Origin of the sequence: Bacillus sp. DWP3-1 (genome assembly GCF_049896565.1) — a bacterium.
Lineage (GTDB): Bacteria > Bacillota > Bacilli > Bacillales > Bacillaceae > Bacillus.
On record NZ_JAFCUN010000003.1, the window covers coordinates 416,047 to 433,267 of the forward strand.

22 protein-coding genes, 1 tRNA gene, 1 rRNA gene and 1 riboswitch are annotated in these 17,221 nt (G+C 41.3%); of the genes, 17 read left to right on the top strand and 7 right to left on the bottom strand.

Going from position 1 to position 17,221, the window contains the following annotated elements; translation table 11 throughout:
- The first annotated feature begins 4 nt into the window (after window positions 1-4).
- The 11 genes from ACP7A0_RS09840 to ACP7A0_RS09890 all read left to right on the top strand — a co-directional run bounded on the left by ACP7A0_RS09840 (window position 5) and on the right by ACP7A0_RS09890 (window position 5,313).
- Window positions 5-388: a phage tail protein gene (locus ACP7A0_RS09840; RefSeq protein WP_003212666.1), complete on the top strand. Its 384-nt coding sequence runs from the start codon at window positions 5-7 to the stop codon at window positions 386-388.
- A 15-nt stretch (window positions 389-403) separates the two neighbouring features.
- Window positions 404-1,282: a hypothetical protein gene (locus ACP7A0_RS09845; protein ID WP_375566209.1), complete on the top strand. Its 879-nt coding sequence runs from the start codon at window positions 404-406 to the stop codon at window positions 1,280-1,282.
- 10 nt (window positions 1,283-1,292) lie between these two features.
- On the top strand, window positions 1,293-1,622 hold the full coding sequence (locus ACP7A0_RS09850; RefSeq protein WP_095285863.1) for an XkdW family protein: 330 nt from the start codon (window positions 1,293-1,295) through the stop codon (window positions 1,620-1,622).
- Entirely contained in the window at window positions 1,619-1,792 is a 174-nt protein-coding gene (locus ACP7A0_RS09855; protein ID WP_095285864.1) for an XkdX family protein, read from the top strand. The genes ACP7A0_RS09850 and ACP7A0_RS09855 overlap by 4 nt, the downstream gene beginning before the upstream one ends.
- A gap of 7 nt (window positions 1,793-1,799) precedes the next feature.
- Window positions 1,800-3,185 (top strand): hypothetical protein, encoded by a 1,386-nt coding sequence (locus tag ACP7A0_RS09860; protein WP_375566207.1) that lies wholly within the window; start codon window positions 1,800-1,802, stop codon window positions 3,183-3,185.
- A 13-nt stretch (window positions 3,186-3,198) separates the two neighbouring features.
- Window positions 3,199-3,519: a hypothetical protein gene (locus ACP7A0_RS09865; protein WP_095285866.1), complete on the top strand. Its 321-nt coding sequence runs from the start codon at window positions 3,199-3,201 to the stop codon at window positions 3,517-3,519.
- Window positions 3,516-3,659, top strand: a complete 144-nt coding sequence (locus ACP7A0_RS09870) for an XkdX family protein (protein ID WP_170938425.1) — start codon at window positions 3,516-3,518, stop codon at window positions 3,657-3,659. Before ACP7A0_RS09865 ends, ACP7A0_RS09870 begins: the two co-directional genes overlap by 4 nt.
- A gap of 35 nt (window positions 3,660-3,694) precedes the next feature.
- Window positions 3,695-3,907 (top strand): BhlA/UviB family holin-like peptide, encoded by a 213-nt coding sequence (locus ACP7A0_RS09875; protein WP_034317366.1) that lies wholly within the window; start codon window positions 3,695-3,697, stop codon window positions 3,905-3,907.
- A 12-nt stretch (window positions 3,908-3,919) separates the two neighbouring features.
- Window positions 3,920-4,183 carry a phage holin gene (locus ACP7A0_RS09880; protein ID WP_003212734.1) on the top strand — a complete coding sequence of 88 codons (264 nt, stop codon included), beginning with the start codon at window positions 3,920-3,922 and terminating at the stop codon, window positions 4,181-4,183.
- A 19-nt stretch (window positions 4,184-4,202) separates the two neighbouring features.
- Complete coding sequence (locus ACP7A0_RS09885) at window positions 4,203-5,012, top strand: peptidoglycan recognition protein family protein (protein WP_375566205.1); 810 nt, start codon at window positions 4,203-4,205, stop codon at window positions 5,010-5,012.
- A 112-nt stretch (window positions 5,013-5,124) separates the two neighbouring features.
- Entirely contained in the window at window positions 5,125-5,313 is a 189-nt protein-coding gene (locus ACP7A0_RS09890; protein WP_060597132.1) for a hypothetical protein, read from the top strand.
- A 52-nt stretch (window positions 5,314-5,365) separates the two neighbouring features.
- Here the strand turns inward: ACP7A0_RS09890 and ACP7A0_RS09895 are convergent.
- Both ACP7A0_RS09895 and cudC read right to left on the bottom strand, forming a co-directional pair.
- Window positions 5,366-5,438, bottom strand: a tRNA-Ala gene (locus ACP7A0_RS09895).
- Between the two features lie 72 nt (window positions 5,439-5,510).
- Window positions 5,511-6,068 (bottom strand): choline uptake/conversion transcriptional regulator CudC, encoded by a 558-nt coding sequence (gene cudC / locus ACP7A0_RS09900; protein ID WP_034659712.1) that lies wholly within the window; start codon window positions 6,066-6,068, stop codon window positions 5,511-5,513.
- Window positions 6,069-6,274: 206 nt separating this feature from the next.
- Between cudC and betB the strand changes: the two genes are divergently transcribed.
- Both betB and ACP7A0_RS09910 read left to right on the top strand, forming a co-directional pair.
- Window positions 6,275-7,744: a betaine-aldehyde dehydrogenase gene (gene betB / locus ACP7A0_RS09905; RefSeq protein ID WP_375566203.1), complete on the top strand. Its 1,470-nt coding sequence runs from the start codon at window positions 6,275-6,277 to the stop codon at window positions 7,742-7,744.
- 27 nt (window positions 7,745-7,771) lie between these two features.
- Window positions 7,772-8,980 carry an iron-containing alcohol dehydrogenase gene (locus ACP7A0_RS09910; RefSeq protein ID WP_340874217.1) on the top strand — a complete coding sequence of 403 codons (1,209 nt, stop codon included), beginning with the start codon at window positions 7,772-7,774 and terminating at the stop codon, window positions 8,978-8,980.
- Between the two features lie 40 nt (window positions 8,981-9,020).
- On the opposite strand, the gene ACP7A0_RS09915 is transcribed toward ACP7A0_RS09910, so the two are convergent.
- On the bottom strand, window positions 9,021-9,500 hold the full coding sequence (locus ACP7A0_RS09915) for a DinB family protein (protein WP_060597213.1): 480 nt from the start codon (window positions 9,498-9,500) through the stop codon (window positions 9,021-9,023).
- Between the two features lie 204 nt (window positions 9,501-9,704).
- On the opposite strand from ACP7A0_RS09915, the gene ACP7A0_RS09920 reads away from it, so the two are divergent.
- Complete coding sequence (locus tag ACP7A0_RS09920; protein ID WP_340874214.1) at window positions 9,705-10,235, top strand: hypothetical protein; 531 nt, start codon at window positions 9,705-9,707, stop codon at window positions 10,233-10,235.
- 11 nt (window positions 10,236-10,246) lie between these two features.
- Window positions 10,247-11,794 carry a flotillin family protein gene (locus ACP7A0_RS09925; protein WP_060597126.1) on the top strand — a complete coding sequence of 516 codons (1,548 nt, stop codon included), beginning with the start codon at window positions 10,247-10,249 and terminating at the stop codon, window positions 11,792-11,794.
- A 229-nt stretch (window positions 11,795-12,023) separates the two neighbouring features.
- On the opposite strand, the gene ftsW is transcribed toward ACP7A0_RS09925, so the two are convergent.
- From ftsW to ACP7A0_RS09940, 3 genes are read right to left on the bottom strand one after another with little or no spacing between them, the layout of a single operon-like run.
- Entirely contained in the window at window positions 12,024-13,157 is a 1,134-nt protein-coding gene (ftsW, locus tag ACP7A0_RS09930; RefSeq protein ID WP_106156759.1) for a putative lipid II flippase FtsW, read from the bottom strand.
- A 5-nt stretch (window positions 13,158-13,162) separates the two neighbouring features.
- Window positions 13,163-14,317 carry a rod shape-determining protein RodA gene (rodA, locus tag ACP7A0_RS09935; protein WP_106030398.1) on the bottom strand — a complete coding sequence of 385 codons (1,155 nt, stop codon included), beginning with the start codon at window positions 14,315-14,317 and terminating at the stop codon, window positions 13,163-13,165.
- 14 nt (window positions 14,318-14,331) lie between these two features.
- The gene (locus ACP7A0_RS09940; protein ID WP_060597120.1) at window positions 14,332-14,967 is read right to left on the bottom strand and encodes a helix-turn-helix domain-containing protein; all 636 of its coding nucleotides are present in this window, start codon (window positions 14,965-14,967) and stop codon (window positions 14,332-14,334) included.
- Window positions 14,968-15,138: 171 nt separating this feature from the next.
- Here ACP7A0_RS09940 and ACP7A0_RS09945 point away from each other — a divergent pair, with 171 nt between their 5' ends.
- On the top strand, window positions 15,139-15,693 hold the full coding sequence (locus ACP7A0_RS09945; RefSeq protein ID WP_066030506.1) for a GNAT family N-acetyltransferase: 555 nt from the start codon (window positions 15,139-15,141) through the stop codon (window positions 15,691-15,693).
- Window positions 15,694-15,933: 240 nt separating this feature from the next.
- Here ACP7A0_RS09945 and thiT read toward each other — a convergent pair whose 3' ends face one another.
- The gene (thiT, locus tag ACP7A0_RS09950) at window positions 15,934-16,509 is read right to left on the bottom strand and encodes an energy-coupled thiamine transporter ThiT (protein WP_034659700.1); all 576 of its coding nucleotides are present in this window, start codon (window positions 16,507-16,509) and stop codon (window positions 15,934-15,936) included.
- Between the two features lie 98 nt (window positions 16,510-16,607).
- Window positions 16,608-16,709, bottom strand: a riboswitch (TPP riboswitch).
- 390 nt (window positions 16,710-17,099) lie between these two features.
- Here thiT and ACP7A0_RS09955 point away from each other — a divergent pair.
- Window positions 17,100-17,221 (top strand): 16S ribosomal RNA (locus ACP7A0_RS09955); the annotation flags it as partial.

A 17,221-nucleotide genomic window follows, 5' to 3' on the forward strand; every position in this document is an offset into this window, starting at 1 on the left:
CACAATGGCTGATCAATTAACCGTAACAACATTATATGCACGTCAACAAATGGCAAAGGCAAGAGCAGAGGGAACAAAACTCACAAAAGTCGTCAAAATGGCATTTGGAAACGGCGGGACGAAGGATGGCAAACCGATCTCACTAGACGGCACTGAACAAAAACTGAAAAAAGAACTCGTCCAAAAAGAGATTGATTCGTTTACCTTCATGGAACCAGCAAAAATCCGCTACACCTGCACGATCGCCGAAGGAGAACTTGCAGGAGAAGTCATCAACGAACTAGCACTTGTCGACGAAGCCGGCAAATTCACCGCCATCCGCACCATGACAGACAAACAAAAAGACGGCGACATCGAATTTGTTTTTGAGATTGATGATATTTATTAATGGAGGGGAAATGAAATGGACATCAAATCACCTTTACCGTTTGAAACCTCTGACAAAGCACATGCCAACTTATTTAACCGGATGGTCGACACACTTGTAGAGAATGACAATGCGCTCAGCCGACAGATAGAAGGAATCACCAATGAAAGCTTATTTAAGCTAACAGGCGATCAGGCCATTCAAGATGCATCAGTCAGCGGTGAGGAATATCCAAATGGCATTACGTTCATGGATATTGGACAAGCGAATGATACCGGATATCCTACGAGATTTGGCTTTGTGAAAAATGAAAAATATAGTAACTTTCGATTTGTTCAATATTATTATGGGACTGGAAACGAAGCAGGCAGTTATTTTGATAGCACAGGTACGTGGTGCCGTCATTGGTGGACGGGGTCTGGCTGGACTGAATGGCACAAAATCTCTGGGTTCTGTCATGCCAACATAGGTACAACTGGGAAGCAGTTATTAACCAAAGGAGAGTATCAAAAAGTCCTTTTTAATCGAAAAATAAAAGACAGTCATAACAATTTTGATATCAAAAATAATCGTTTCATCTGCCCTGAGAGCGGAATGTATTCAGTGAATGCAGGTGTTTATATTGAAAGCTTTCAACGATACGCAAACTTTGAATTATCGATCTACTTAAATGGAAGAAGATATAAAAATATTGCACATGAAAGACAAAGTCCAACAAGCCCATCTGATACGTTGAGCTTAAGTATGGGACTTTATGGTACTGCCAATGTACCGGCTAATAAAGGGGACTATTTAGAAATGTACCTATATGTAGGATATGACGGAGATGTTAGCCGTTATGTATCTGAAAATTCAGGCTGGTATAACTATTTCGACATCACAGAAATAAGCGGCAGAAATTTCTTGAGAGTGTAGGAGGGTTTTGATGATTTTATATGAAGCCATTAAGTATAAATACCCCGATGCGGACCCGCAAAAGGATTTTGAACTTAGAAATGACGGCGACGGTTCGTATATCAACGAGTGGCATTTAGATGTGCCAAAGCCAACGGCAGAAGAATTGAAAGAATGGTGGGAGGAATCTCAAATCAATCCAAGGTATCAACCACCTCTTCCGCTAGATTATCTAGCACAAGAAGTAGCCAAAGAAAAGCTAATGAGAAAACAGCTTGAACATCAATGTGATCATCTAACAAACGAACTAAAAGCGTTAAAAAATGAGATCCTTTTATATAAAGGAGAGAGTGAATCATGAATTATTGGGTAATGGCATTATATTTTCAATGGGTGACCCCTGAATTGGTCAAACAAGCAGTGGAACTAGGTGATTGTTCAATGGAAGATCTAAATACAGGATACGAGCAAAGGATGCTCACTCTAGAGCAGCTGCAAGAAATTAAACCAAGCTTCAAAGAAAGGGAGTGAAAACTAAATGGAAATAAAAGAACCCAAACCTTTTGAGATAAATGATAAAGCACATGCCGATTTATTTAATGACATGGTCAAAGTACTTCTTGAAAATGATCATGGATTATTAGAGCAGTTCTTAAAACATACAAATGATGCGAGAGCACATGCATCTGAAACAGAAAAGAAGAAATGGAATCAAGCCCAGCTATATAAATTGACAAATGATAACGGATCCCAGTTAATCAATATCCCAGCTGGCGGCAGCATTTATAACGGGATTAAATCGTTGGGTGCCTGCTCTTTCTATGCCCCAGGGGGTTCTGGAGTAGTCGATTCTCCTGCTATAGGTAATGCTGCATTAAGAGGCTTTCAGCTAGTAGGTCAAAATAATATCGGCGTAGGAATCGCAATTGACACATCAAGGAATGTATTTTGTTTCTCCTATCATGAGAATGACATTGCGATCAATTGGCTGCAAATGCCTACTCAAAATGAAAAAAATAAATGGGACGCAGGGCAATTATCTAAAATTACCGCTGACGATGGAAAAGCATACGAAAGAATTAATGCAAACGATCCTAGTATTTTAGATAAACTCATCAAATTACCGGGCGTGCATTCTTGGTATATCCACGAAGCACATCCTGATTTGCCCACAAGAAGTTCTATGAGAGCTTTATCAGTCTTTAGTGAAAATACCTATGGCTGGATTATTGGGGCAAACAATACAGGTGATGTGTACATCAATCGATCCACGACAGATGTTACCGGTACTCAGCAAGAATGGAGCGGATGGAAGAGGTTGAATGAGCATTCGTTATTGAAGGCGAATGGAAATAGAATGCTTATCCCTACTGGTACAGATATATTAACGCTGCCATCTGGCTTTTATTATGTCTCTGGAACGAACGCAGTGAATATGCCATCAACGACCGATGCTTCGTGGTTTAATGTAGATATTATAGAAACGGGAAATAACCGCAAAACATTTCATGTTAGTCGAAGCTACGATAATAGCCATTGGTACGGAACTACTCATACAGATGGGGTTTTCAGAGGATGGAAACAGCTAATGACAAATGCTGAGTTTGAAAATGTCACGTGGCTTAGTGTTACCTTAGATAAAAGTTCATCTATAGGGGATAGAGCAGTTGAATATGTGAAATGGGGAAATTTATTATTGCTGAGAGGCCACCTAAAAGCAAATAGAGAAGTCATTTGTGGATGGATTCCAGCTGCGGGTTTACCGGAGAAAGGTCTTGTAGTATCAGTTCCAGTATCAGGTACAACAGGTCATAGTAAATTACTTATATATAAGACAGGAGAGCTAAAGTTAACTGGGTTACTAGCAGCAAATGACAGTGCGGTAACTGGCTACTATTTAGACACAGTCATCCCATTAAATTAAGGAAGTGATAAAAATGATACAAGCCTATGAATACAACCATAAATATGAATTGGTCAGACCTATAGAAGTGTTCGAGAGGGATGATGAAGGAAATTATGTTATTCCAGATCAATGCACAACAATTGCACCACCCAATAATCCTTCTTTTTATAAAGCTGCATTTGATGTGGAAAAACAGCAATGGTATGAATCAGCGACACAGGAGTATATAGATAGCCTAAAACCAGCCCCTCTCCCGCCAAGTGATATAGAACTTTTAAAGAAACAAAATGCTTTATTATCAAAACAATTAACGCAGCTATTGGCTATGCAAAAAGGGGGGGCTTCAGAATGATCTTTCCAACTGTAGCAGATATTAAACAATTTTGGGACTGGCAGTGTTACGGTCCAGAGGACATTGCATTTTATGTAAGCGTTGGCTGGATCTCGGCAGATGACTATCAAGACATAACAGGAGAAAAATACGAAGCCTAATGGCTTTATTTTTTTCCAGAAAGAAGGTGATTCCAATGGAAGTAGATGTCGTCCAAAACTTAATGACACAAGGCCCGTTTGCCGTTCTCTTTTGCTGGATTCTGTTTTATGTTCTCAACACAACAAAAGAACGTGAAAATAAGCTCAATGAGCAAATCGAGGCGCAAAATGAAGTGTTAGCAAAGTTTAGTGAGAAGTATGACGTCGTGATCGATAAACTCGACAAAATTGAACGGAATTTAAAATAGGAGGTAAAAATCATGAAAACATTCGACAAAGGCACTGTGATTCGCACAGTGCTTCTTTTTATTGCACTCATCAATCAAACGCTTGTCATGTTTGGACAGACGGTGCTGCCGATTAGTGAGGAGCAAGTACAAACAGCCGGTGAGGCACTATATGTAGCAGGTTCCACCATTTTTACGATGGTGACAGCTATTATCGCTTGGTTTAAAAACAATTATGTGACCTACAAAGGTCAATTACAAAAAGATACCCTGAAACAAAGAGGGCTAACAAAATAATAGTTGAAGGAGAAACAATATGGTCAATATCATTCAAGCCTACATTCCAAAACACAACCGCAACAGACCAAGAAATAGGATGAAGCCTCTCTATATTACGGTGCATAATACCTCTAACACTGCAAAAGGTGCAAATGCGGGGAGTCACGCTGCGTTTGTTGCACGTTCAAGTACTGGGGTCAGCTGGCATTACACTGTCGACGATCAGGTCATTTATCAGCATTTACCATTAAACGAAAACGGCTGGCACGCAGGGGATGGCAGAGGCTCTGGCAATATGAAATCAATCGGAATTGAAATTTGTGAAAATACAGACGGCAACTTTGAACAAGCAGTCGAAAATGCTCAATGGCTCATTCGGAAACTGATGGGCGATTTGGGGATTCCTTTATCAAATGTAGTGCCCCATAAACATTGGAGTGGGAAAGAATGTCCAAGGAAATTGCTCGGACGATGGGATCAATTTAAAGCTGGAATAGCCACAGCTCATACCGACAGCAAAAGCACAAGAAAGCCAGTCCGAACAGAGAGCCTGAGCCACAAAGACAAAGCACCCGTGACCAAACAGAAATCGTCAAATTTGCCATCTGGCATTTTAAAAATAACCAAGCCCTTGACAAAAGGATCTCAAGTGACAGCCGTGCAAAAAGCCTTATCTTCCCTCTATTTTTACCCAGACAAAGGAGCAAAAAACAATGGGATTGATGGCTATTATGGACCGAAAACGGCGAATGCGGTCAAGCGGTTTCAGCTCATGAACGGCTTAGCGGCAGACGGGATATACGGACCAAAGACGAAGAACAAAATGGAACAATTGCTGAAAAAGTGATCATTCATAAAGTGCTATCAGCAGGTGAAGGGATTTTTCCTTGCTGATAGCTAATAAAAAATGACATCATTTGTGATATAATCGACCGAATCTATCATAAGGGGAGAGTAAAATGAAAAAGGAACTGTTCCAAGTCATCATGCTGTCAGTGCTGCTCATCTATTTCGTTTATCACGGAATGACGAGCGATTTTCCTGTGTCTTACACAATCATTCTCATCACGGCTTATGTCTCTGTGATCATGTACCGAATCATAAAGATAATAAGGTTAAGAAAAAACAAAGAACAAACACAACTTTAAGAAATATATACATAAAAAACCATCCTTGATCTCTCAAGAATGGTTTTTCGGATGGAGCATAGCGGGATCGAACCGCTGACCTCTACGCTGCCAGCGTAGCGCTCTCCCAGCTGAGCTAATGCCCCGAAGTATGACGACATAATTTATTATAATCAATCCTCCTGTAAAATTCAAGCTGTAAAACGCAAACATATCGCCTATTTATCTTTCTGATCAATCGGAATATAGTCGAAGATCTCCCCTGATTGTACAGAGTCCGCTAAGCGTCTCAGCCAGTCATAATAGGCTTTCGAGCTTTCAAGCTGTTCAAGAAGCTGCTGCGCTTCCTCTCTTACATGTTCCTCCAACTGATCATCACTAGCAACCTCTTGAAGCCGCTCTTGCGCTTCTTCAATCGCCGCTAAATTGACCTCGACCTCCCGTTCCCATTTTTGCGGAAAGAAGTTCGTGAAAAACTTAAAAAAGTCTTTTTCAGCAACAAAGCTGTGTTTTCTTCGGCCCCGGTGAAACGTCTTTTTGACAATATTCATATCTTGCAGTTTTTTCACACCCGTACTCATACTTGGCTTGCTCATTTGCAGCTCTTCACGCATTTCATCGAGCGTCATTTCCTCATTTAAATACATGGTCCCATAGAGAATACCTGCACTTCGTGTAATGCCATAGAGATCCATTGTTTCAGCTATGGAATCAATGACTAGATCTTTAGCAGCTAAAATACGATCTTCTGCTTGTGGCTGTTCCTGCTTTTTCATCTTGTCCCTGCTTTCTATTAAGAGAATTCAATACGTTCAAAAAAATCTTTATGGACTATATGTTAACGAAAGAATACAAAATGTCAAAATAAATGAAGCCTATCTCCCTTTGACAGAAAAATTTGAACATGATAAGTTAATTATGTTCAAAACGTTAAATTTTTATTTAACAAACTTACCAAAGAGAATCAGAGGAGGTTCCTTCTATGAGTCAAACACTATTTATAGATGGACAATGGGTTGGCGCCAAAAGTGGCGACACACGGGATATCATCAATCCATTTAATCAAGAAGTGATCGCGACAGTCAGCGAAGGATCAAGAAATGATGCGCAGCTAGCCATCAAAGCAGCGAGAAAAGCCTTCGATCAAGGGGACTGGGCAAATCAGCCTGGACTTGAAAGAGGAAATATGGTGTTTAAGATTGCAGAGTTGATTAGACGTGATCTTGATGAACTAGCCAAATTGGAATCGCTTGATACTGGTAAAACATTAGAGGAAAGCAAAGCAGATATGGACGATATTGCGAACGTGTTCCAATATTACGCAGGTCTGGCTGACAAAGATGGCGGGGAAATCATTGCGTCACCAATCCCGAACTCAAAAAGTGAATTAGTCAGAGAGCCAGTCGGTGTATGCGGGCAAATCACTCCTTGGAACTATCCATTGCTTCAAGCAAGCTGGAAAATCGCTCCTGCTCTTGCAGCAGGGAACACAATCGTTTTAAAACCAAGTGAAATTACACCACTCACCACGATCAAAATATTCCAACTCATGGAAGAAGCAGGCATTCCAGCAGGAGTTGCAAACCTAGTCCTTGGACCAGGGGCAACGGTTGGCGATGAGCTTGCTGTGAATGAACATGTAGATTTGATTTCATTTACAGGCGGTATTGAAACAGGCAAGAAAATCATGCAGGGAGCCAGTGGGAATGTGAAGAAAATCGCCCTTGAGCTCGGCGGGAAAAATCCGAATATTGTGTTTCAAGATGCTGATTTAGACGTAGCGGTTGACCAGGCAATGAATGCTGTGTTTTTCCATGCAGGGCAAGTATGTTCAGCAGGTTCACGTTTGCTAGTGGAAGAATCCATTCATGATGAATTTTTAGAAGAACTGGTGAAGCGTACGAAAAAAATCAAGCTAGGCAACGGCTTTGATGAAGAAACCCAAAGCGGGCCGCTCATCTCAGCTGAGCATCGAGAAAAAGTAGAGAAATACGTCAGCATTGGGTTAGATGAAGGCGCAAGATTAGAAACAGGCGGAAAAAGACCTGACACAGAGGAGCTTTCAAATGGGTTCTTCTACTTGCCAACGATTTTCTCAGGCTGTACGTCAGAGATGCGGATTGTCCAAGAAGAGGTCTTTGGCCCAGTATTGACAGTCGAATCCTTCCGAACAGAGGAAGAAGTGATCGAGCTGGCAAATGATACGATTTATGGATTAGCAGGAGCTGTGTGGTCTTCTGATATTGGAAAAGCCGAAAGAGTGGCTCGTCAATTAAGGTTAGGCACAGTTTGGATCAATGATTTCCATCCTTATTTCGCTCAAGCACCTTGGGGTGGATATAAGCAGTCAGGTCTTGGACGTGAATTAGGACGCACCGGACTTGAGGAATATACGGAACTGAAGCATGTATACCGAAATACGAAACCTGAAGAGGTTCATTGGTTTAAATAAATATCACACATTTGGAGGAGATTCTATATGACATTAAATATGAAAATTGAAAGCATGCAGAAATTCCACACATTTGAAATCCCGACTGTCATCAAACATGGCATCGGTGCAGTGAAACATGTTGGGGAAGAAGTGAAAGCATACGGTGTCTCGAAGGTATTGCTTGTAACAGACCCTGGTATTTATCAAGCGGGCGTAGTAGACCCAGTGGTTGCTTCATTAAAAGAAGCACAAATCGATGTGATCCTATTTGATAAAGTAGAGCCAAACCCGCCAGTCCGTTTAGTGAATGAAGGATCTGCGTTATATGAAAAAGAAGGCTGTAATGGATTAGTCGCTGTAGGCGGCGGAAGCTCAATGGATACAGCGAAGGCAATCGGAGTAGAGGTGACTCACGAAGGCTCAGTCCTTGATTACGAAGCGGCAGAGGGGAAAAAACCGCTTGAAAACAGAATCCCACCTTTAACCACCATTCCGACCACGGCTGGTACAGGTTCAGAAGTTACGCAGTGGGCAGTAATTACGGATGAAGAAAGAGAATTTAAATTCAACACAGGTGGACCACTCATTGCAGCTCACCTCACAGTGATTGACCCAGAGCTTCATGTATCCATGCCTCCTCATGTGACAGCAATGACTGGAATTGATGCGCTTGCTCACGCTATCGAATGCTATACGATGAAATTTGCTCAGCCTATTACAGATGCGGTAGCGCTCATGGCCATTGAATATGCTGCTCATTATATCCGCCGTGCTTTTGCTGATGGTGAGGACCTAGAAGCTAGATATGGAATGGCACAAGCTGCAATGCTTGCCGGGCTTTCTTATGGAAGCGAGTCAGCTGGAGCTGCGCATGCGATGAGTCAAACACTCGGAGGTATTATTCCTGTAGCGCATGGCCAGTGTGTAGCAGCAATGATGGGACCGGTGATGGAGTATAACTGGAAAGGGTATCCGGAAAAATTCGCTCGTATTGCGCAAGCGTTCGGCATTGATACAAGCAGAATGTCTACAGAGGAAGCAGCAAAAGCTGCTGTGAACTGGATGTATGATTTAGTGGAAGATCTAGAAGTTCCTTCATTAGAAGAACAAGGTGTATCAAAAGATATGATTGACCGTTTATCTAAAGAAGCCATGAAAGATCCGCAAACAATTGGAAACCCAAGAGATCTAAATGAAAAAGCGTACAACTGGATTTATGCTCGCTGTTTTGATCTAACACCGAAAACAGTGTAACAATGAAAAAAGGCTCCCAAAAGGGAGTCTTCTTTATGTCTTATAGCTGTTCTTTAATTTCTTTGATTTGATGAATATGACGTTTTTCGTGTGCGCCGATAAAATCAAGATATTGCTTAAGGGATAACTCTTCAAACACCGGGTGCGCAATGACACGTTTGAAATCTTCCTCAGTAAACGTTGATAAAATTTGATTGAGCTGTTCACGTGCTGTATCGAGCTCATCCTTTAAATGTGTAGGTGTCACATGCTTGCGTTCAGGCTCAACAATTCTAGGCGCAGTGGCTTTTCTAGAACGGTCCTCTGCCATTTCCACCGGCTTTGGCTCATATTCCTTGATCGGTGCTTTTTTTCCCTCAGCAGCTAGATGTTTTGCTGCCATGAGATCCATCTTCTTTAAGTGATCTGCCACCTCTTGAATACTCCAAGTATCATCAGATAATTTTTGATTCAATTGTTCTTCGTTCAAACCTTGCAGCTTTTGCCACAATTCTTGTCTTGCCTCATGTAATAAACTCATTTTCATCACCTCAAGATCAAATTTTAACATAGTGGTACATGACAATCATTCTTGAGCTATCGGGGAATTCCTGTGAAGAATTGTGAGGAAATTTGAAACCTTTACAAAAGTGGTTCGTATTACCTGTTAGAAGGAATACATTGGAGGTGAGCATGGTCTAAATGAAACAAAGGCTGTTCATTTCATGAAGAAAGGGTGAGGAAGATGGATGTGTTCGGGCTGCCGCTTGAGACGCTGTATTTATACATATTGATGATATCAGGAATCCTGACACTAGTTTTCGTCTTTTTCGGCGATGTATTTGATGGATTGTTTGAAGCGATTCCTGTTTCATTCCTTCAACCAACATTGATCCTCGCATTTCTTACCTTTTTCTCGGCTGGAGGGTTTATCTCTGAAAAAACAGCAATTGTAGAGAGTGGACTTGGCGCAGTATTATCTGCCATCCTCGCAGTGGTCCTTGTGACCTGTTTGAATGTATTTGTCTTAGTCCCGCTTTCCTCTGCTGAAGAATCTCTTTCATATACAGAGGCCGACTTAAAAGGAAGAACTGGGGAGATCATTGTATCTGTTCCAAAAGACGGGTTTGGAGAGGTGCTGTTAATTAGTAATAGCGGGAAAATCTCAAAGCCTGCCGTCAGTTTCGACGAAGAGGATATTCCATATGGAACCCGGGTGCTGGTCGTCGAAGTGAACAAAGGCGTCTTATCAGTTATACCAAATGAAGAAATCTAGGAGGGAATGCTATGCCAGGAACAACCATTTTGATTATCATTGGAATTGTGCTTGTGATTCTTATTGCACTTATTGGTGTATTTGTTTCGAAATACCGGACAGCAGGTCCAGATGAAGCGTTAATTGTCACAGGAAGTTACCTAGGAAGTAAAAATGTCCACGTGGATGAAGGTGGAAACAAGATTAAGATTGTAAGAGGCGGAGGTACCTTTGTGCTCCCTGTTTTTCAACAAGCAGAGCCGCTCAGCTTACTATCTAGCAAGCTAGATGTTTCAACGCCTGAAGTCTATACCGAACAAGGTGTACCGGTCATGGCGGACGGAACGGCCATCATTAAAATTGGCGGATCGATTGAAGAAATTGCTACTGCTGCAGAGCAATTTTTAGGTAAAACAAAAGAAGACCGCGAAAACGAAGCGAGAGAAGTACTAGAAGGACACCTTCGCTCCATCTTAGGATCAATGACAGTCGAAGAGATTTATAAAAACAGAGAAAAATTTTCTCAAGAAGTACAGCGTGTCGCTTCTCAAGATTTAGCGAAAATGGGCCTCGTCATTGTGTCGTTCACGATCAAAGATGTCCGTGATAAAAATGGCTATTTAGAATCACTAGGTAAACCGAGAATTGCCCAAGTGAAACGCGATGCAGATATTGCAACAGCTGAAGCGGATAAGGAAACACGTATCAAACGTGCCGAAGCAGATAAAGATGCGAAGAAATCTGAGCTTGAGCGTGCTACTGAAATCGCTGAAGCAGAAAAGGTCAATGAGCTGAAAAGAGCAGAATTCAGACGTGAACAGGATACAGCGAAAGCAAGTGCCGACCAAGCGTACGATCTTGAAACAGCTCGTAACCGTCAGCACGTAACTGAACAAGAAATGCAAGTGAAAATCATTGAACGTCAGAAGCAAATTGAATTAGAAGAAAAAGAGATCCAGCGTCGTGAGCGTCAATACGATTCTGAAGTGAAAAAGAAAGCAGATGCGGATCGTTATGCTGTTGAGCAGTCAGCTGCGGCGGAAAAAGCGAAACGCCTCGCTGAAGCAGATGCCAAGAAATACAGCATTGAAGCAATGGCAAAGGCAGAAGCTGAGAAAGTCCGAATTGACGGGCTTGCCAAAGCGGAAGCTGATCGTGCGAAAGGGGAAACCGAAGCAGAAGTCATTAGACTGAAAGGACTTGCGGAAGCCGAAGCCAAAGAGAAAATCGCTGAAGCATTCGAACAGTATGGTCAGGCAGCGATCCTTGATATGATTGTGAAAATGCTTCCTGAATATGCGAAGCAAGTATCTGCACCACTTTCTAACATTGATAAAATTACTGTTGTGGATACGGGAGGTAACGGCGAAGGCAGCGGTGCCAATAAGGTCACTGGCTATGCTACAAACCTCATGTCCAGTCTGCAAGAAAGCCTGAAAGCATCCTCTGGAATTGATGTCAAAGAAATTATTGAGAACTTTTCCGGTAAAGGCAATGTGAAACAAAGCATTCAGGAACTAACGAATGAAATCAAACAGCCAAGAAAAAAAGAGATCGCTGATCATCAAATAGAAGAATAAACATAATAGACACCTTCCATCAGAAGGTGTCTCAGCGTGTAGACAAACCCTTGCATTCGTTGTCAGTCCTGCGCGCTGGTGCTCACGAATGTCTAATTCGCTCCGCGCCAGTACTCGTCCTTCCTAGACTTCAAAGGTTTTCTATCACGCTGAATAGAAGACAAAGGGCTAAAATAAAACCCATTTAGCCCTTTGTCAACAACCAGAGACACCTTCCATCAGAAGGTGTCTATTTGGCATGCGCCTGATATGGATTCCTCTTTACATATGAAGAAAGATTCACGAGAATACCAGCAGATATCATCATGAACACTAGGGAGGAGCCGCCATAACTAATAAAGGGAAGCGGAATGCCTGTGATTGGAAGAAGACCAAAGACAGCGCCTAAATTAAAGACTGCTTGGAGCATGATTTGAAACGTGAGCCCGATCGTTAACAGCTTTCCAAAAGGGTCGTGTAAAGCCTGCACAATTCGCATAGCGCGATACATGATGAGTAGATATGCACCAATCACAAACAAAATCCCCATGATTCCCAGCTCTTCACTGATGATGGCCATGATAAAATCCGTATGGGCTTCAGGAAGAAAGCCTAGCTTTTGAATGCTCCCGCCTAAGCCATTCCCTGTCAGCCCGCCTGAATTCATTGCGAGATACGAATGAATCAGCTGATATCCATCTCCATCTTCATACTGAAAAGGATCACGAAAAGAAGTCAGCCGCTTCAAACGATAAGGAGCTGTCACTGCAAAAAATGTGATACCTGCTGCCGCAGTCGATCCTAGCAAAATGAGATGGTGCGTTTTCAGCCCAGCGCATAATAAAATGATGCCGCAGCTTAATAAAATAGACACAGCTGTGCCTAAATCAGGCTGCTTTAAGATCAACAAAAAAACAAGACCTAAAAGAATGAGTGGCGGCAGTACGCCTTTTTTAAAAGATGTAATGTACGCCTGTTTTTTCGCGTACACATAGGCAAAATAGATCACCATCACTAGTTTCACAGCTTCAGAAGGTTGGAGCATGAGAGAGCCCAACTGAACCCAGCGCTGGGAATTGTTTTTGACAACACCGATTCCAGGAAGCAGGACTAGGATCAGGCATAACAATGACAGCATAACAAGCCACCGAATCCATTTACGATAAATCTGATAAGGGAACAGAGCGGCAATGAAGAAAAAGAATCCCCCAATCAGGAGCCATTGCCATTGTTTGATGAAGAAATAGCTCCCCTTTTCATACTTCACTTCTCCTAAAGGATAACTCGCACTGTAAACCATCAGTAAACCAAATAAACAGAGGAACACAATCGTTCCAACAAGAATGCGGTCGACTCTTTTGAGATGAGATAGAAGAAATGTCATCATCTTCAATTCCAATTGTGCCCAAACATATAGGATGATGACCTAAGATTGACGCTAAACACGAGGCCAATGGCGATCATGTTGGTCAAAAGCGCACTGCCCCCATAGCTGATAAAAGGAAGCGCGAGTCCCGTCACAGGCATTAAACCGACTGTCATCCCTACGTTTTGGAAAACTTGAAACACGATCAGCCCAACGACTCCCGCACATATGTACAATCCATAAAGCGTATTAGCATGCATAGCCACATGAATGATTCGGTAAATCATCATTAAGTACAAACACATCAAAAGGGAGGCACCGATAAAACCAAACTCCTCACCAATAACGGCAAATATAAAATCCGTATGCGCTTCAGGGATATTACCTCCTTGTACTTGATGCCCCTGTGTAAAACCGCTTCCTGATAATTGACCTGATCCAATGCCGAGCATCGATTGTTTCAGCTGATACCCGTATGTTGAATCAAATTCATCAGGAGAGAGCCAGCCATAAATGCGATCAAGCTGATGAGGCTTAATGATTTTTGTAAAATGCTCAAAGTGTTCATTGTGCAAGTAGACCAAAAATGCAAGAAGTGTAAGAAAAGTAGCCATTAATGCGGCCATCATCTTGCTAGAAATCCCTGACACAAGCATCAGTGTAAAGGCGATGGATAATATCACGAGCGCTGTCCCTAAATCAGGCTGAATTAAGATGAGGAAAAAAGGGACAACGGTCCAGCAAACGACTTTACTTGTAGGAATGATGCTTTCTTTAAACGAAAATCGCTGATGCTTGTATTGGTTCAAGACAGCCGCTAGCAGCAGGATCACAAAAATTTTCATGAACTCTGATGGCTGAACTTTGATTGAACCGAAGCTGATCCACCTTTGGGATCCGTTTTGACTCGTTCCGAAAAAATGCACAAGAATAATGAGGAAAATACCACCTGCAAATAACCGAAAAGATAAACGCTCAAGCAGTTCATAATCAAAGTATGCAGCAGCTGCCATGAGGCCGAAACCGACGATATACCAGAAAATTTGTCTTTTGACGAAATAAAACATATCTTGCGTTTCATACTGTCCCGATCCGCTATATACAGCTATCAGGCTGATGACAAATAAACAAATCACAGTGAATAAAAGTACGAAGTCAATGCTGTACTGTTTTTTCATAGCTTCTTGTCCTGCTACCTATTTGTCAGCTGGTCTATGACAATTTTCACAGCCGCAGCATCATCAATATAGCCGATCGGAAAAATATAATCTGGTATTAAGTCAACAGGCATAATGAAATAAAGGAGTGCGCCCCCCATCACCATTAATTCTCGAGAAGTCCCCCGTCCGGTCATAAATAAGCTGTACATGTTTTTCAAATGTTGAAGGAATGGTCCGACGCCGCTTAGCGTCTCCATCTTTTTCTCAAAATTTGCCGAGATCGTTTCTTTTCCCTCGTTTGTTTGGCTATAGGCTTCGTATTCGTTTAACTTTTGTTTCAATTTGGTCTGACTAAATGTACCGTCGTAGACGTCCTGATCTTTCAGTATTTTTTCGATCTCTTCTACCGCTTGAATGAACGTATCACCGTGCACCTTTTCGCTTTTGACTGGAAACCCTGCAGCAGTCAATAGTTGATCTAATGATATGTTCAGAGAATCTGAAAGCCGCTGCAGGTGATTCAAAGTTGGTTTTCTTTTTCCATTCATGATTCGAGACAGTGTCGCTTTATCAATTCCTGTGTATGTGCTGAGATCTCTTAAAGATAGAGAACGTTGTTGCAATTTTTCCTTTAAGAGCGGCCCAAGCTCAGTTGTCTTAAAATCCATCTTTTACGCCATCCTTTGTATGATGTTTCAACTCTTCTATAGAAGAAGTCGTACCCAATATAAAGGTGTGTTGACAAAATGTCAACGAATATCCTTTATTGATTGAATTTTAGGAAATAGGAATTTATCATAATGAAGATAGGGTGAAAACAGTGAGAAGGAGTGGCGCGGATGAAGGTGAGGCATGCTGTACAAAAAGATATTCCTAAAATTGCCGAAATACATGTGAAGAGCTGGCAGACGACTTATCAAGGCATTATTAATCAGGATTATTTGGATGGTTTAAATATAGAAGATCGAGAAGAGAGCTGGAGAAGAAGGTCACTTGAAGGGACGTTTGTCGCAGAAGATGCCGAGGGGGTATTTGGTTTTGCTTCTTTTGGAAAACAACGTGATGAGCGCTATTCAACATATGATGGAGAACTTTACGCGATCTATTTATTGCAAGAGAAACAGAAATCAGGAGCAGGTATCGCTTTAATTGCAGAAGGAGTGAGTTATTTAATAGAGAAAGGGTATCAGAATATAATGCTGTGGGTATTTGAACAAAATTCGGCAAAGCATTTTTATCAAAAGCTTCAACCTCATTTTGTCGTTACCAGCCAGTTCGAGCTGGCTGGCGAGGAACATAATGAAATAGGGTATGGGTGGGAACTGTCTGTATTACATGACCATGTACACCGAATTAAATCGTCAGCTTCCAATAATAATGAGAGAAAAAAGTGAAAAGCACAGCTAGCAAAATATAAGAGATAAAAGGAGAAGCTTCTACTTTTCCTTTTATTCCTGCTATTTTTAAAGCTTCATAGAAACCTGCCAAAAAATAAGCAAGACTGAGAATATAACAGCACAGCATAATGGGGTAAGGGTTCATTGGCGTACCTCCAGCATGAAATCTTCTACTATTAATAGATTCCATAGAGCGGCAAATTATGCATAAAAAAATAACCAGCTGAAATCAGCCAGTTATTTTTTGTGAGGAAAAACCAAACGAGATGCACTTGGTATGAGTATGCAAAGAACGATACTGCAAATAATAAATGAAGGAACCATATATGTGCTGTTATAAATTAAAGAGTAAACCCAACCTGGAGTTCCTTTTGGTGCATAATGAGAAAAGAAAACAACACCAGAGATAAAGAACGTCAACAGTCTAAAGAAACTTGCAACAAATACGGATAAGGTAATATAGAAGAATTGCTGCTTTCGCTTTTGATCCTGAATGGCTTTTTTGATCAATCCAGAAAATAGACCGCTTAGGGAAATGACAACAGATGCGACGAAATAATCGAGAAATCCTTGAACAGGTGTAGCGATAATAGGGCCATTCATCAGCTGAAGGCCTGCAATAAGCACACCAATGATAAACCCGGTTGATATTCCCCATCTAATAGACATAAGAATGACGGGTATCATTATCAGCGCAAGAGATCCGCCATTTGGCATTCTTAAAAATAGACCTGATAAGTAATCTAATACAAGTGCAAGTGAAGTCATAATTGCGATTTCCATCAGTCGTACCAATTGATTTGATTGCTGCATAAAAAAATCTCCTTTTTCATGAATTGAGCAAGGAGAGACCGTGTAAGGATGAGTATGTTATTCATAGAAAAACATATCGAGTTGAATACACCACATGTATTCAATTGAATCCACATTCCTACTTCAGTATTAACTGACAGGTTCAAAGGGTCAGAACAACGAGTGTTCACTCTCAGCACAAAGCTCCCCCTGCGGTTATTTAGTTTTCTTCTATTATAAATATACTAAAGACCTTCAGGATCAACAATAGAGAATTCCTGTGGCAATCAATTTTTGTATGATTATATAGGAAGAGATAAGGAAAAATAAATTATTTAGAAAAAATACTTGTTTCCTCTCTCGAAAGGTGTTATATTTGTATTCGCCGCTAAAACAGCGCGGTTATTAAATAAGATAAAGAAAAAAGTTGTTGACTTTATCTTGATAGAATGTTATATTAATAAAGTCGCCTCTGAGAGACGATGAAGATGATCTTTGAAAACTAAACAAGACAAAACGTACCTGTTAATTCGAGTTTTTATAAAAAAATCCTATGAAACATCATAGGTAGTCAGTCAAACTGGCGAAAAACAAAACTTCGGTTTTGTACTTTTTCGGAGAGTTTGATCCTGGCTCAGGACGAACGCTGGCGGCGTGCCTAATACATGCAAGTCGAGCGGACAGAAGGGAGCTTGCTCCCGGATGTTAGCGGCGGACGGGTGAGTAACACGTG

Excerpts from the sequence above, each read along its gene's own strand:
- ACP7A0_RS09840 (WP_003212666.1), top strand. The coding sequence starts at position 5 with ATGGCTGATCAATTAACCGTAACAACATTATATGCACGTCAACAAATG.
- ACP7A0_RS09845 (WP_375566209.1), top strand. The coding sequence starts at position 404 with ATGGACATCAAATCACCTTTACCGTTTGAAACCTCTGACAAAGCACAT.
- ACP7A0_RS09850 (WP_095285863.1), top strand. The coding sequence starts at position 1,293 with ATGATTTTATATGAAGCCATTAAGTATAAATACCCCGATGCGGACCCG.
- ACP7A0_RS09855 (WP_095285864.1), top strand. The coding sequence starts at position 1,619 with ATGAATTATTGGGTAATGGCATTATATTTTCAATGGGTGACCCCTGAA.
- ACP7A0_RS09860 (WP_375566207.1), top strand. The coding sequence starts at position 1,800 with ATGGAAATAAAAGAACCCAAACCTTTTGAGATAAATGATAAAGCACAT.
- ACP7A0_RS09865 (WP_095285866.1), top strand. The coding sequence starts at position 3,199 with ATGATACAAGCCTATGAATACAACCATAAATATGAATTGGTCAGACCT.
- ACP7A0_RS09870 (WP_170938425.1), top strand. The coding sequence starts at position 3,516 with ATGATCTTTCCAACTGTAGCAGATATTAAACAATTTTGGGACTGGCAG.
- ACP7A0_RS09875 (WP_034317366.1), top strand. The coding sequence starts at position 3,695 with ATGGAAGTAGATGTCGTCCAAAACTTAATGACACAAGGCCCGTTTGCC.
- ACP7A0_RS09880 (WP_003212734.1), top strand. The coding sequence starts at position 3,920 with ATGAAAACATTCGACAAAGGCACTGTGATTCGCACAGTGCTTCTTTTT.
- ACP7A0_RS09885 (WP_375566205.1), top strand. The coding sequence starts at position 4,203 with ATGGTCAATATCATTCAAGCCTACATTCCAAAACACAACCGCAACAGA.
- ACP7A0_RS09890 (WP_060597132.1), top strand. The coding sequence starts at position 5,125 with ATGAAAAAGGAACTGTTCCAAGTCATCATGCTGTCAGTGCTGCTCATC.
- cudC (WP_034659712.1), bottom strand. The coding sequence starts at position 6,068 with ATGAAAAAGCAGGAACAGCCACAAGCAGAAGATCGTATTTTAGCTGCT.
- betB (WP_375566203.1), top strand. The coding sequence starts at position 6,275 with ATGAGTCAAACACTATTTATAGATGGACAATGGGTTGGCGCCAAAAGT.
- ACP7A0_RS09910 (WP_340874217.1), top strand. The coding sequence starts at position 7,772 with ATGACATTAAATATGAAAATTGAAAGCATGCAGAAATTCCACACATTT.
- ACP7A0_RS09915 (WP_060597213.1), bottom strand. The coding sequence starts at position 9,500 with ATGAGTTTATTACATGAGGCAAGACAAGAATTGTGGCAAAAGCTGCAA.
- ACP7A0_RS09920 (WP_340874214.1), top strand. The coding sequence starts at position 9,705 with ATGGATGTGTTCGGGCTGCCGCTTGAGACGCTGTATTTATACATATTG.
- ACP7A0_RS09925 (WP_060597126.1), top strand. The coding sequence starts at position 10,247 with ATGCCAGGAACAACCATTTTGATTATCATTGGAATTGTGCTTGTGATT.
- ftsW (WP_106156759.1), bottom strand. The coding sequence starts at position 13,157 with ATGACATTTCTTCTATCTCATCTCAAAAGAGTCGACCGCATTCTTGTT.
- rodA (WP_106030398.1), bottom strand. The coding sequence starts at position 14,317 with ATGAAAAAACAGTACAGCATTGACTTCGTACTTTTATTCACTGTGATT.
- ACP7A0_RS09940 (WP_060597120.1), bottom strand. The coding sequence starts at position 14,967 with ATGGATTTTAAGACAACTGAGCTTGGGCCGCTCTTAAAGGAAAAATTG.
- ACP7A0_RS09945 (WP_066030506.1), top strand. The coding sequence starts at position 15,139 with ATGAAGGTGAGGCATGCTGTACAAAAAGATATTCCTAAAATTGCCGAA.
- thiT (WP_034659700.1), bottom strand. The coding sequence starts at position 16,509 with ATGCAGCAATCAAATCAATTGGTACGACTGATGGAAATCGCAATTATG.